Raw genomic sequence first — 13,874 nt, 5'->3', positions numbered from 1 at the left:
GTCAGCCACACGGTGGCGCCGCGCTCGCAGCTGGCGGCCGAGGAGGCCGCCACTGCGGGGCCCCCGGCGGCCAGGGTGTCGGCTGTCGTCACGGTTCGATCTCCAGTACGTAGGCGGTGTGGTGGTTCGGGTTCAGAGGTGGATGCCGCACTCGGTCTTGCCCGAGCCGGCCCAGCGGCCGGCCCGGCCCTGCTCGCCCTCGCCGGGCTTGGCGGTGCAGGACAGCGGCGAGCAGCCGATCGAGGTGTAGCCCTCCCACAGCAGCGGGTTGAGCAGCACGCCGTTGGCGGCGACGTAGGCGTCCACGTCGTCCTGGGTCCAGCGGGCGATCGGGGCGATCTTCACCTTGCGGCGCTTCGGGTCCCAGGAGACCACCGGGGTGTTCGCCCGGCTCGGGGACTCGTCGCGGCGAAGTCCCGTGGCCCAGGCGTCGTACCCGCCGAGGCCGCGGTTGAGCGGCTCGACCTTGCGCAGCGAGCAGCACAGGTCCGGGTCGCGGTCGTGCAACCGCGGCCCGTACTCGGCGTCCTGCTCGGCCACGGTCAGCTTCGGGGTGAGGGTGATGACGTTGACCGGCATCACCGCCGCCACCGCGTCCCGGGTGCCGATGGTCTCGGCGAAGTGGTAGCCGGTGTCCAGGAACACCACGTCCACGCCGGGGAGGACCGAGGAGGCGAGGTGGGCGACGACCGCGTCCTCCATCGAGGAGGTGACGCAGAACCGCTTGCCGAAGTTCTCGGCGGCCCAGCGCAGCACGTCCTGGGCGGACGCCTCCTCCAGGTCGCGGCCGGCCGCGGTGGCCAGCGCCTCCAGGTCAGTCGCGGTGCTCATCCTGGTTCCCCCCGTTCGACGGTGACAGCAGGCCGAGGAACTTCAGCTGGAAGGCCCGGCGGCAGCTGTGGCACTCCCAGGCGCCGTGGCCGGCCTCGGAGGGGCGCAGGTCCTCGTCCCCGCAGTACGGGCAGAAGAACGGTGCGGCTCGCTCGCTCATGACAGTGCCTCCTCGTCGGCCCGGGCGGTCCACTGCGCGAACCGCTCGCCCTCCTTGCGCTCGGCCTGGAAGCGGGTCAGCACGCGCTCCACGTAGTCGGGCAGGCCGTCCTTGGTGACCTTCAGGCCGCGGACCTTGCGGCCGAAGCCCGCCTCCAGGCCCAGCGCGCCGCCCAGGTGCACCTGGTAGCCCTCGACCTGGTTGCCGTCCTCGTCGGTGACCAGCTGGCCCTTGAGACCGATGTCCGCCACCTGGATGCGGGCGCAGGCGTTCGGGCAGCCGTTGATGTTGATGGTCAGCGGCTCGCTGAACTCCGGCAGGCGCTGCTCCAGTTCGTCGATCAGGGTGCGGCCGCGCTCCTTGGTCTCGACGATGGCGAGCTTGCAGTACTCGATCCCGGTGCAGGCCATCGTGCCGCGCCGGAACGGGGACGGGGTGACCCGCAGGTCGAGCGCCTCCAGCCCGGCCACCAGCGAGTCGACCTGGTCCTCGGCGATGTCCAGGACCAGCATCTTCTGCTCGGCGGTGGTGCGCAGCCGGTCGCTGCCGTGGGCCGCCGCCAGGTCGGCGACCTTCCCGAGCAGGGCGCCGTCGACCCGGCCGACCCGCGGCGCGAAGCCGACGTAGAACCGGCCGTCCCGCTGCCGGTGCACGCCGACGTGGTCGCGCCAGGTGCCGCTGGGCTCCTTCGGCGCGGGGCCGTCGATCAGCTCGTACTTGAGGTACTCGTCCTGCAGCACCTGGCGGAACTTCTCCACGCCCCAGTCGGCGACCAGGAACTTCAACCGGGCCCGGTTGCGCAGCCGCCGGTAGCCGTAGTCACGGAAGATGCCGATGACGCCGCCGTAGACGTCGGCGACCTCCTCCAGCGGGACCCAGGCGCCCAGCCGCACGCCCAGCTTGGGGTTGGTGGACAGGCCGCCGCCGACCCAGAGGTCGAAGCCGGGGCCGTGCTCGGGGTGGACCACGCCCACGAAGGCCACGTCGTTGATCTCGTGCGCCACGTCCAGCAGCGGCGAGCCGGAGACCGCGGACTTGAACTTGCGCGGCAGGTTGGAGAACTCCGGGTTGCCGATGAAGCGGCGCTGGATCTCCTCGATGGCGGGGGTGCCGTCGATGATCTCGTCCTCGGCGATGCCGGCCACCGGCGAGCCGAGGATCACCCGGGGGGTGTCGCCGCACGCCTCCGTGGTGGACAGGCCGACGCCCTCCAGCTTCTGCCAGATCGCGGGCATGTCCTCGATCCGGATCCAGTGGTACTGGATGTTCTGGCGGTCGGTCAGGTCGGCGGTGCCGCGGCCGTAGGTCTCGGAGACCTCGGCGATCGCCTTGAGCTGGGCCACCGTCAGGCGCCCGCCGTCGATCCGCACCCGCAGCATGAAGAACTCGGCGTCCAGCTCGTGCGGGTCCAGGATCGCGGTCTTGCCGCCGTCGATGCCCTCCTTGCGCTGGGTGTACAGGCCCCACCAGCGCATCCGGCCGCGCAGGTCGGCCGGGTCGATCGAGTCGAAGCCGCGGTGCGCGTAGATCGTCTCAATGCGCGTCCGCACGTTGAGACCGTCGTCGTCCTTCTTGAACTGCTCGTTGGCGTTCAGCGGGGTGAAGTGCCCCATGCCCCACTGGCCCTCGCCGCGGTGGCGGGTCACCTTGCGGGCGGCGGCGGGACGGCGCGCGGGGGCGCCGTCGACCTGGGGCTCGACCGGTTCGGGAGTGGGGGCCATGGTGTCGTCCTCAATCGGGCTGGCGTGGTTCGGGGGCCTCGGCGACCCGGGCACGTCCTGCTCCGACCTGCGGTTTCGCCGTGGGTGTCGGACGGTGATCCGCGGGATCGTGAGGAGCAGTGACCTGTGCCCGAGGGCGCTCGCGCAGCCGCCGGGGGCGGTGCGGGCGGTGTGGCGCCGGGTGCGGTGGTGGCAGCGGGGTTGGGCTCAGGTCACCGGACAGATGGCGCTGGACACGCGAAGGAGATCGACGTGCAGTCGACCTACTAGGGTGGCTCCGGCGCTAGGCATGGCAAGAGATTCGCACGGCGCACGACCCCCGGTCCACCAACGTCCGCATTATGGACGCAAAGGTTTCGGAGTGTGAGATGCCGATCGGATCGCCGGCACCCGCCCCGTCCCGGCCCCGATCCCGCCCCCGGACCCGCCCCGACCCGGTGGGGCCGCGTTCCCGAGCTGTTCACCGACCGTCCCCGGCCCCCGCGCGTGCGTGCGCGCGGATCGGGTGGCGCGGGCCGATACCGTAGGGACGTGCAAGCAGCAGGCAGTACCTCGCAGGACACCCAGGGCCCGGCCGCCGAGCGCCCCGCGCGCCGCCGCGGCGGGCGCCGCCGCGCGGCCAAGCAGAACACCTGGCGCCGCACGATCTGGGGCCTGCTGAAGGACACCACCAACACCTGCGTCGAGTACCGGGTGACCGGACTGGCCGCCGAGGCCGCGTTCTTCACCCTGCTGTCCATCCCGCCGCTGCTGCTCTGCCTCGCCGGCACCCTCGGCTACCTGGACGACATCCTCGGGGCCGGCACCATCGACCGGCTGAAGCGAGACATCGTCTCGGCATCCGGGACGGTGCTCTCGCCGAGCTCGGTCGACCAGATCGTCCAGCCGCTGCTCAAGAGCGTCTTCGACACCGGCCGGCCGGACCTCATCTCGATCGGCTTCCTGCTCTCGCTCTGGTCCGGCTCGCGGGCGCTCTACATCTTCATCGACACCATCACCGTGATGTACGGCCTCGACGGCAAGCGCGGCATCGTCAAGACCCGGCTGGTGTCGCTCGGCCTCTACCTCGGGGCCCTGGCGATCGGCTCCCTGGTGCTGCCGCTGCTGGTGGCCGGCCCCGGCCTGGTGGTGCACGCCCTGCCGGACTCGGCCGGGGTGGTCAGCGCACTGTACTGGCCGAGCGCGATCCTGCTGCTGGTGGTCTTCCTGACCACGCTCTACCACGTCGCCGTGCCGGTCAGCACGCCCTGGCGCGAGGACATCCCGGGCGCCCTGGTCGCCCTGGTGGTGCTCGTGTTCTGCAGCGTGCTGCTGCGGCTCTACCTGATCAGCTCGGTGGAGGGCCACTCCGTCTACGGCTCGCTCGCCGCCCCGGTCGCCGTCCTGCTGTGGATCGGCGTGGTCGCGCTCGCCGTGCTCATCGGCGCCGCGATGAACGCCGCCATAGACCGGCGCTGGCCCACCGTGGAGACCGCCGACGCCCGCGCCGAGAACGAGCGCGCCAGCGAGGAGCGGGCCGCCAGCCTGGTCCGCGAGGTCGCCGCCCGCCGGGCCACCGAGCGGGCCGTACGGGCCCGCGAACTCGGCCTCGGCGACGGCATCGACGAGGACCTCGACGACGACGAGGACGACGGCCTGCCCCCGGCCGAGTACCCCGAGCGCTGGGCCGAGATGCTCCCGCCGCACAACGTCCGCGGCCGGATCGGCGCCGGCGGCACCCAGCGGCGGCGCCGCGAACCCCCGCCGCCGCCCGACACCGACCGCCCGGACTGGCCGCAGGAACCCCCCACCTACCCGGCCCCCGGCTCCTGGGACGGCCACTGACGCCGCCGGGCGACAAAATCGGTGGCGGGCCGCCGGCCGGCCCCGCTACCGTCTCCTGGTCCGGACCGGCCCACCGTGGCCGGGCCCGCCAGCTGCGGAACACATCAGGAAACAGGAGGTGAGGACCGTGATGACGATCGTCGCGGTGAGCGCCGTGCGCGCTCAGAAGCCCACCGTTCCCACCTCCGTGGTCTCCGGCTGACCTCTACCGCTGTTCCACCGCGCACCCGTCGGGGTGCGTGCCGCGCCGTGCGCGGACACAGCCGGGGCCGCACCCTCGAAAGGGTTCCCCGAGTTGAATCCCCCCTCCGCCGCCCACCTGCTCGCCGGCCTCGGCTGGACCGACGACCGGGCCGCCGAGTTCGCCCCCCTCGCCGAGGCGGGCCTCACCCCCGCGCGGATCGCCCGGGTCGACCGCGGACGCTGCGACGTCCTGCTCGCCGACCCCGACACCGGGGAGCTGCGCACCGTGCGCACCGACTCCCGGCCGGTCACCGGCCCCGACCCGGTGGACGGCCCGTGCACCGGCGACTGGGCCGCCGTCGACCTCGCGGCCGCCCCGCTGCCCACCGTCGACGCCCTGCTGCACCGCACCACCGCCGTCGTCCGCAAGGCGTCCGGCGGCCGCTCGGACGGACAGGTGCTCGCCGCCAACGTCGACACCGTGCTGATCGCCGTCTCGCTCGCGCTCGACCCCGACCTCGGCCGGATCGAACGCTTCCTGGCCCTGGCCTGGGAGTCCGGCGCCGAACCGGTGGTCGTCCTCACCAAGGCCGACCTGGTGGACGACGCCGACCACATCCGCTCCGACGTCGAACGGATCGCCCCCGGCGTCCCCGTGCTCGTGGTCAGCGCCACCACCGGCCAGGACATCGACGTGCTGCGGGCCTGCCTGCCCGGCTCCAGTGCGCTGATCGGCCAGTCCGGCGCCGGCAAGTCCACCCTCACCAACGCGCTCGCCGGCCGGGACGCGATGACCGTCCGGCAGACCCGCGACAGCGACGGCAAGGGCCGGCACACCACCACCACCCGCGAGCTGATCACGCTGCCCGGCGGCGGACTGGTCATCGACACCCCCGGCCTGCGCGAGGTCGGCCTCTACGGCGGCGACGGCCTCGGCCGGGCCTTCGCCGAGATCGAGGAACTCGCCGAGCGGTGCCGCTTCGACGACTGCGGCCACCACACCGAGCCGGGCTGCGCCGTGCAGGCCGCGCTGGCGGACGGCACGCTGCCGCACCGCCGGATGGAGAGCTACCTCAAGCTCCAGAAGGAGAGCGCCTGGATCGCCCGGCGCTCCGACGCGCGGCTGCGCAAGGAGCAGCTGCAGAAGTGGAAGACGCTCAGCAGGTCCATGCGCGGGCCGAACAGCCCCACCCGGTACCGCTGACCGGCCCGGGCCCGGCCGGGCGTACCCGGTCGGGCCCGGGCCTCACCCCGGCAGGTCGCCGGCCCGGATCACCCGGGCGTACCAGCGGGCGCTGTCCTTGGGGGTGCGGCGCTGGCTCGCGAAGTCGACGTGCACGATGCCGAAGCGCTTGCTGTAGCCGTACGCCCACTCGAAGTTGTCCAGCAGCGACCACAGGAAGTAGCCCCGCACCGGGGCCCCGTCGGTCACCGCCCGGCGCACCGCCGCCAGGTGCCCGTGCAGGTAGGCGACCCGCTCAGGGTCGTGCACCGCGCCGCTGGGGTCGGTGTAGTCCTCGTACGCCGCGCCGTTCTCGGTGACCAGCAGCGGCACGCCGGGCAGGTCGTCGCGCAGCCGGGTGAGCAGCTCGTACAGCCCGTCCGCGTCGACCGGCCAGCCCATCGCGGTGCGGCTGCCCTCGGCCGGCAGGAACCGCACGCCCCGGTCGGCGGGCCAGGGCGAGAGCGCGCCGGCGTGGCCGTCCTGCCGGGGCGCCGGGGCGGCCGGGTCGTCGGCCCCCACCACCGTCGGGGTGTAGTAGTTGATGCCCAGCGAGTCGATCGGACGGGAGATCTCGGCCAGGTCGCCGTCGCGCACGAAGGACCAGTCGGTCAGCTCCCGGGTGTCCGCCAGCACGTCGGCCGGGTAGCGGCCGTGGAAGACCGGGTCCAGGAAGATCCGGTTGGCCAGCCCGTCGATCCGGCGGGCCGCGTCCAGGTCGGCCGGGGCGTCGGACAGCGGGCGCACGGCGGCCAGGTTGAGGGTGAGCGAGACCTCCGCGCCGGCCGGCAGCGCCGAGCGCAGCGCCGCGGTGCCCAGCCCGTGCGCCAGCAGCAGGTGGTGGTGGGCGGTGAGCGCCGCCACCGGGTCGGTGCGGCCCGGGGCGTGCACCCCGCTGCCGTACCCGAGGAAGGCGCTGCACCAGGGCTCGTTCAGGGTGGTCCAGGTGCCGATCCGGTCGCCGAGCGCCTCGGCGGCGATCGCCGCGTACTCGGCGAACCGGTGGGCGGTGTCCCGGTCGGTCCAGCCGCCGCGGTCCTCCAGCTCCTGCGGCAGGTCCCAGTGGTAGAGGGTGGCGACCGGGGCGATGCCGTGCGCCAGCAGCTCGTCCACCAGCCGGTCGTAGAAGTCCAGGCCGGCCCGGTTGGCGGGCCCCCGGCCGCCGGGCCGCACCCGCGGCCAGGACAGCGAGAACCGGTAGGCGCCGAGGCCGAGTTCGGCCATCAGCGCGACGTCCTCGCGGTAGCGGTGGTATTGGTCGGCGGCGATGTCCCCGGTGTCGCCGTTGCGGACCGCGCCCGGGGTGCGGCTGAAGGTGTCCCAGATGGACGCGGTCCGCCCGTCCAGGGCCGCCGCACCCTCGATCTGGTACGCCGCGGTGGCCGCGCCCCAGACGAAGTCGGCGGGGAATCCGGCGCGGACGGGGGTGGGCAGCGCTTCGACGGTCATCTCGCCTTCCAGGGTGGTGGGTCGGTCGGTCATCCCTTGACGGCTCCCTGCATGATGCCGCCGACGATCTGGCGGCCGAGCAGCGCGAACACCACCAGCACCGGCAGGGTGCCCAGCAGGGTGCCGGCCATGACGACGGACTGGTCGGGCACGTAGCCCTGGCCGAGGGACTTCAGGGCCACCTGCACGGTGGGGTTCTGCGAGCTCAGCGCCACGATCGGCCAGAAGAAGTCGTTCCAGGTGGCCATGAAGGTCAGCATGCCGAGCACGGCCATGCCGGGCCGGGCGACCGGCAGCACGATCGACCGGAAGATCCGCAGCGCCGAGGCGCCGTCCATCCGGCCGGCCTCGATCAGCTCGTCCGGCAGGGCCTGGAGCAGGAACTGCCGCATGAAGAACACCCCGAAGGCGGAGACCAGCGAGGGCAGGATCACGGCCGGCAGCTTGTTCTGCAGGTCGAGCCGGACGATCACCATGAACAGCGGGATCACCCCGAGCTGCGGCGGGATCATCATGGTGCCGACGGTGAGGGCGAGCAGCAGCCCGCGCCCGCGGAAGCGCAGCTTGGCGAAGGCGAAGCCGGCCAGCGTCGAGGAGAGCACCACCCCGGCCGTCACCACGGAGGAGACCAGCAGCGAGTTGAGCAGCGCGCTGCCGATGGCCGCCTGCTGGAGCGCCTCGCCGATGTTGTGGAACAGGTTGGGGCCGGGGGTCAGCGCCGGGGTCGCGGCGCTGAGCTCGGCGTTGGACCGGCTGGCGGCGACCAGGGTCCAGTAGAACGGGAAGACGGCCAGCAGCGTGGCGAGGGCCAGCACCGCGTAGGCCAGCGGCCCGCCCTGGAGCGGGGAACGCCTGGCGAGCTTCATCACGATCACCGGTCCGTACGGTTGCGCCGGGCGGCGACGGCCGCGTTGACCAGGGCCAGCACCACGATCAGCAGGAACATCACCCAGGCCACGGCCGCGGCCCGGCCCAGGTGGAAGAAGGACCAGCCCTGCTCGTACATGTACAGGCCGAGGGTCTGGTACTGGTGGGAGATGCCGCCGCCCGAGTTGCCCTCGTACAGCAGCGGCTCGCCGAACAGCTGGGTGGCGCCGATGGTGGAGACCACCACGGTGAACACGATGGTCGGCCGCAGGCCGGGCACCGTGACGTGGCGGAACTGCTGCCAGCGGGAGGCGCCGTCCACCGCCGCGGACTCGTAGAGCTCGCCGGGGATGGCCTGCATGCCGGCCAGGTAGATCAGTGCGTTGTAGCCGGTCCAGCGCCAGGTGACGATCGCCGAGACGCCGAACTGCGAGGCCCAGGTGCTCGCCTGCCAGTCCACCGGGCTCAGCCCGACGGTGCCCAGCACCCAGTTGATCAGGCCGTAGTCGCGGCCGAACAGCTGGGCGAAGACCAGGGTCGCGGCGGCCACCGAGGTGGCGTACGGCATCAGCATCGTGACCCGGAAGAAGGTCCGGCCGCGCAGTCGGTAGTTGAGCAGGTGTGCCAGGCCCAGCGCCATCAGCAGCTGCGGGACGGTGGACAGCACGCCGATGGTGAAGGTGTTGCGCAGCGCGTTCCAGAAGAACGGGTCCTCGAACAGCCGGGTGTAGTTCTTCAGCCCGAGCCAGTCCATCCGGTCCGCGGTCTGCAACTCGACCCGGTGCAGCGAGACGTAGGCGGTGTAGAGCAGCGGGAACAGCCCGAAGGCCGCGAACAGCGCGAAGAACGGGGCGACGAACCCGTACGGGGCCAGCCGGCCGGTGCGGCCGGTGCGGCGGGGCCGGGCGGTGGGCGGCCCGGGTGGGCGGCGGCCCTTCCCGGCCGCCACGGCCGGGGGAGCGGAGGTGGCCATGGTGGTGATTCCTTCGACGGGGCTCCCGGCCCGCGGCGAGCGGCGAGCGGCGGCCGGCGGCCGGTGGGCCGGGAGCGGGGTGACCGGGGTCGGGTCAGCTGCCGTTGGCCTTCTTGACGTTGTCCAGGGCGTGCTGCCAGGCGGTGTCCGGCGCGGTGTTGGTGCGCTCCACCTCGCCCAGCGCGTCGGTGAACGCCTTGCCGATCACCCCGTCGTCGGTGCCGAGCACCTGGGCGGGCATGTTGGCCGCGGACTCGCTGAAGATCTCGCCGATCGGCGCGTTGTTGAAGTACGGATCGACGGTGGTCCTGATCGCGGCCTGCGCGCCGGTGCTGGACGGGAAGGAGCCCTGCTTGGTGAAGAGCGTCGCCTGCTGCTCCTTGGCGGTCAGCCACTTGATCAGCTCGGCCGCCTCCTTGGGGTGCTTGGCACTCTTCGGGACGGTCAGGTACGAGCCGCCCCAGTTGCCGGTCCGGCCGGGGCCGGGGGCGATGTCCCAGGTGCCCGAACCGGCGTCCCCGGCCTGGCCCTTGATGTAGCCGATCATCCAGGCCGGGCAGCTCAGGGTGGCGAACTTGCCGGTGCTGAACGCCTTGTTCCACTCCGGCGTCCACTGCGGGAGCTTCGCGGACAGGCCGTCGGCGACCAGCCGGTTGGCGTCCGTCCAGGCCGTCTTGACGGCCGGGCTGCTGTCGAAGACCGGCTTGCCGCTCTCGTCCGCGTACCGGACCTTCTGCTGGCCGACCTCGGCGGTGAACATGCCGGCCGCGCTGTCGGTCCAGGCGTTGCCGGCGGTGGCCTTGGCGGCGTACTGCTTGCCGAGGTCGAGGTAGCCCTGCCAGGTGGACCACTTGGCGGCCAGCTCGGTGCGGTCGGTGGGCAGGCCGGCGGCCTTGAACAGGTCGGTGCGGTAGCAGATCGCCTCCGGGCCGATGTCGGTGCCGGCGCCCAGCACCCGGCCGTCGGAGGTCTTCACGGCGGCGCCCTTCCACGGCACCAGCTCGTCGTTGACCCCGCCGAGGCCGAGCGTCCTCAGGTCGGTGAACTTGTCGGCCTGCTTCTGCACCACGCTCGCCACCCGGCCGACCTCCAGGCCTTGGACGTCGGCGAGACCGCCGCCGCCCGCCAGCTTGGTCTGCAGGGCCTGCCAGTACTGCCCCTCGTCCTGGGTGTCGCTCTGCTTGATGGTGATGTTGGGGTGGAGCTTGGAGTACTCCTCGTACAGGCCGCTCTCCTTGAAGCCGAAGGTGCCGAACAGGTCCACCGTCAGGGTCACCTGGCCGCCCGCCGCCGTGCCCTCGGAACCCGAGCCGCCGGAGCCGGAGCCGCAGCCGGTGAGCAGCAGGGTGGCGGCCAGGGCGGTCGATCCGAGGGCGGCGGCGGTCGTACGGGTTCTGAACGGGCGCATGGGGGTGCCTCCTGGCGCAGCAGGTCGTGGGTGGTGGTGGCGCGGGGTGGGGCGGGATGCGATGGACGCTGAGAGCGCTCTCAGGTGATGCCAGGAGAGTGCCCGGCGACGCTCGGGTCCGTCAAGTGTACGAAACCTGAACGTAATCTCCGGAGTTGACGCAAGTGAGCGTTCAGAGGGTGAATCCGCGGATTGCGTCCGGAGCGTTGACACCCACTCCCGGGGCCTCTAGCGTCCGCAGCGCTGAGAGCGCTCTCACCCACCACCGCTCCCCACCCGAGGTGGATCCATGAAGCTCAGATCCGTGCGCCGCCCGGCCGCCGCCGTGACGGCGCTCGCCCTCGCCGCCGCGGCCGCGCTGGCCGCGACCGTCGGCGCCGGCAGCGCCGCGGCCGCGACCGTCCCGGTCGGACTCGGCGGCTACAGCGACAGCCGGCCCGCCGGCACCATCGGCCCCGTCAACTCCGACGGCGCCCCGGTCACCCCCAAGGTCACCGCGCGGATGGCCGGCAAGGCCGTGCCGACGAACGACTGGTGGTCCTCGCTGGTCTTCCAGCGCTACGCCGGCAACCCGTACTCGGAGAACATGTACGGCCACCCGCTCACCTACAAGGCGACGGCCGGCGGGCTGGAGGTCGGCTACCCCACCACGCCGACCATCACCCCCGACGGGCGCCAGTACGACTACACCCACACCCGTGACCTCACCCTGGGCGTGGCCGGCCTCAACTCCCCGGACACCAAGGTGGACGGGTGGAGCGACTGGACCGTCACCCCGTACTGGGCGGACGGCACGCACACCTTCAGCGCCACCTTCGGCCACGGCCTGCCCTACGTGTACGCGCACGCCACCGGGGGAGCGGCCCAGATCACCACCGCCGGCACCCCGACCGTCTTCGCCGACCAGGGCAACGTCCTCGGCATCACCGTCGCCGGCCACAACTACGGCCTGTTCGCGCCCAGCGGCACCGACTGGAACGTCGACGGCACCACCCTGAGCGCCGCGCTCGGCGCCAAGGACTACTACTCGGTGGCCGTCCTGCCCGCCCAGGGCGACCTGGCGCTGTTCCGCACCTACGCGTACAGCTTCGTCACCGACACCACCGCGACCTGGAGCTACCAGCCGGCTGCCGGGACCCTCACCACCGGCTACGCGGTGACCACCACCCCGCAGGAGGGCGCGCAGACCGGCACGCTGCTGGCGCTCTACCCGCACCAGTGGCGGGCCAGCGGCGACCAGCTGACCGCGCTGACCTACGTCTCGCCGCGCGGGCAGATGAAGGTCAGGGCCGGCACCGGCTTCACCACCGTGCAGAGCGTGAACGGCGTGCTGCCCTCGCTCCCGGACGTCGGCGGCTACGACCGCGCCGCCCTCGCCGCGCTGGTCCGCGAACAGGCCGACGCGGCCGACCCGTTCGCCGGCGCCACCGACACCTACTGGACCGGCAAGGCGCTCGGACGCCTCGCCCAACTCGTTCCCATCGCGGACCAGTTGGGCGACACCGCGACCCGCGACAAGCTGCTCGGGCTGATCAAGGGCAAGCTGCAGACCTGGTTCAAGGGCACCGGCTCACCCGGCTTCGCCTACGACCAGGTGTGGAAGACGCTGATCGGGTACCCCGCCTCGTACGGCACCGACGGCGAGCTCAACGACCACCACTTCCACTACGGCTACTTCGTCCAGGCCGCGGCCACCGTCGCGCGCTACGACAGCGCCTGGGCCGCGGACAGCGCCTGGGGCGGGATGGTCAAGGTGCTCGCGAAGGACGCCGCCAACGCGGACCGCGCCGACACCCGCTTCCCGCTGCTGCGCAACTTCGACATCTACGCCGGCCACGGCTGGGCCTCCGGCCATGCGGGCTTCGCCGCCGGCAACAACGAGGAGTCCTCCTCGGAGTCGCTCAACTTCAGCTCCGGGCTCATCCTCTACGGCTCCGCCACCGGTGACACCGCGCTGCGCGACCTCGGCGTCTACCTGTACACCACCGAGGCGAACGCGGTCGAGCAGTACTGGTTCGACGCCGACCACAGCACCTTCCCGGCCGCCTTCGGGCACGACACGGTCGGCATGGTCTGGGGCAGCGGCGCCGCGTACTCGACCTGGTGGACCGCCGCACCCGGCATGATCCACGGGATCAACGTCCTCCCGGTCACCGGCGGTTCGCTCTACCTGGCCCGCCGACAGGACGAGATCACCGCCAACCTGGCCGAACTGAAGGCCGACAACGGCGGGTCGCTCACCGACTGGCGGGACCTGCTCTGGGAGTTCCAGGCACTGGCCGACCCGGCCGGCGCGAAGGCCGCCTGGGACGCCGGCAACGGCGGCTACACCCCGGAGGAGGGCGAGTCCAAGGCGCACACCTACCACTGGATCTACGGCCTGGCGGCGCTCGGCACGCTGGACCCGGCCACCACCGCCGACAGCCCGACGGCGGCCGTCTTCACCAAGGGCGGCACCCGCACCCACCTGGCCCACAACTACACCACGGCCGCGCGCACCGTGCGCTTCTCGGACGGCTACGCGCTGACCGTCCCGGCCCGGTCGACCGCCAGCGAGCGCGGCTCCTTCACGGACGGCGGGAGTGGTGGGCCGTCGCCGTCGCCGTCGGCCTCGCCCTCGTCGTCCACCTCGGGATCGCCGTCGCCTTCGCCGTCCGGGTCCGCCTCGCCGTCGCCGTCCGGGTCGCCGTCGGTGCCCGCCGGCGGGGGCAACACCTTCTACCTCCAGCCGGCCGGGACGCTCACCACCGGCTACGGCGGTTCGGCCGCGGCGGACCAGCTGCCCTCGGCGGGCGGCGGCAACCACGACGGCACGCCGTACCAGGCCAAGGCGTACGAGATCCGCAACCTCAGCGGGACGCTCAAGCCCGGCGCCGCCACCGACTTCGACCTCTACCTGGACGCCGGCAGCGCCGTCGGGCTCGGCCAGCAGGTCCGGGTCTCCTACGACCTGACCGGGGACGGGAGCTTCGACCGGGTGGAGACCTACCGGTACTTCGCCACCGACCCGATGACCGGCTGGGAACGCTACTCGGGGGCGGCCGCCGGCCTCGCGTCCGCCACCGGCACGCTCGGCAACCTCGACCACGGCACCGTTCGGGTGGAGGTCTGGTCGGCGATCGGCAACGCCCCGTCGCAGCTGCGGGTCGGCGCCACCCAGGCGCAGGGCAGCGTCTCGGTGCTGCGGATCCCGTTCGCCTGACGCTGCTCGGGGCCCGTCGGCCCGGACTCGTCTC

The 13,874-nt window shown here is 72.7% G+C and carries 11 protein-coding genes; 3 read left to right on the top strand and 8 right to left on the bottom strand.

The annotated features are described in order from the left end of the window. Positions 1-132: 132 nt before the first annotated feature. The 4 genes from ABT014_RS31205 to ABT014_RS31190 all read right to left on the bottom strand — a co-directional run bounded on the left by ABT014_RS31205 (position 133) and on the right by ABT014_RS31190 (position 3,003). Positions 133-831, bottom strand: a complete 699-nt coding sequence (locus ABT014_RS31205) for a phosphoadenylyl-sulfate reductase (RefSeq protein ID WP_350642684.1) — start codon at positions 829-831, stop codon at positions 133-135. Next, positions 815-991, bottom strand: a complete 177-nt coding sequence (locus ABT014_RS31200; RefSeq protein ID WP_350642682.1) for a hypothetical protein — start codon at positions 989-991, stop codon at positions 815-817. The genes ABT014_RS31205 and ABT014_RS31200 overlap by 17 nt, the downstream gene beginning before the upstream one ends. Next, the gene (locus tag ABT014_RS31195) at positions 988-2,712 is read right to left on the bottom strand and encodes a nitrite/sulfite reductase (protein ID WP_350642680.1); all 1,725 of its coding nucleotides are present in this window, start codon (positions 2,710-2,712) and stop codon (positions 988-990) included. The genes ABT014_RS31200 and ABT014_RS31195 overlap by 4 nt, the downstream gene beginning before the upstream one ends. A 207-nt stretch (positions 2,713-2,919) precedes the next feature. Next, entirely contained in the window at positions 2,920-3,003 is an 84-nt protein-coding gene (locus ABT014_RS31190) for a putative leader peptide (protein WP_317634116.1), read from the bottom strand. Positions 3,004-3,243: 240 nt separating this feature from the next. Here ABT014_RS31190 and ABT014_RS31185 point away from each other — a divergent pair, with 240 nt between their 5' ends. Together ABT014_RS31185 and rsgA are read left to right on the top strand one after the other, a co-directional pair. Then, entirely contained in the window at positions 3,244-4,536 is a 1,293-nt protein-coding gene (locus ABT014_RS31185; RefSeq protein ID WP_350642679.1) for a YihY/virulence factor BrkB family protein, read from the top strand. A gap of 295 nt (positions 4,537-4,831) precedes the next feature. Further along, positions 4,832-5,923, top strand: coding sequence for a ribosome small subunit-dependent GTPase A (rsgA, locus tag ABT014_RS31180; protein WP_350642677.1), 1,092 nt, complete (start codon positions 4,832-4,834; stop codon positions 5,921-5,923). A 42-nt stretch (positions 5,924-5,965) separates the two neighbouring features. On the opposite strand, the gene ABT014_RS31175 is transcribed toward rsgA, so the two are convergent. The 4 genes from ABT014_RS31175 to ABT014_RS31160 form a co-directional block, all read right to left on the bottom strand. Continuing rightward, positions 5,966-7,390 (bottom strand): GH1 family beta-glucosidase, encoded by a 1,425-nt coding sequence (locus ABT014_RS31175; RefSeq protein ID WP_350642690.1) that lies wholly within the window; start codon positions 7,388-7,390, stop codon positions 5,966-5,968. A gap of 29 nt (positions 7,391-7,419) precedes the next feature. Further along, positions 7,420-8,256 (bottom strand): carbohydrate ABC transporter permease, encoded by an 837-nt coding sequence (locus tag ABT014_RS31170; RefSeq protein WP_350642689.1) that lies wholly within the window; start codon positions 8,254-8,256, stop codon positions 7,420-7,422. 5 nt (positions 8,257-8,261) lie between these two features. Then, on the bottom strand, positions 8,262-9,230 hold the full coding sequence (locus ABT014_RS31165; RefSeq protein ID WP_350642675.1) for a carbohydrate ABC transporter permease: 969 nt from the start codon (positions 9,228-9,230) through the stop codon (positions 8,262-8,264). Positions 9,231-9,324: 94 nt separating this feature from the next. Further along, on the bottom strand, positions 9,325-10,638 hold the full coding sequence (locus ABT014_RS31160) for an ABC transporter substrate-binding protein (protein WP_350642674.1): 1,314 nt from the start codon (positions 10,636-10,638) through the stop codon (positions 9,325-9,327). A 289-nt stretch (positions 10,639-10,927) separates the two neighbouring features. On the opposite strand from ABT014_RS31160, the gene ABT014_RS31155 reads away from it, so the two are divergent. Next, a complete protein-coding gene (locus ABT014_RS31155; protein ID WP_350642673.1) occupies positions 10,928-13,840 on the top strand; it encodes a glycosyl hydrolase in 2,913 nt (970 codons plus the stop codon). Positions 13,841-13,874: the final 34 nt, after the last annotated feature.

The sequence above is a fragment of the Kitasatospora sp. NPDC094015 genome (genome assembly GCF_040304075.1).
Lineage (GTDB): Bacteria > Actinomycetota > Actinomycetes > Streptomycetales > Streptomycetaceae > Kitasatospora.
Note: the sequence above shows the minus strand (reverse complement) of the source record. Positions and strands in the feature narration are given on the sequence as shown.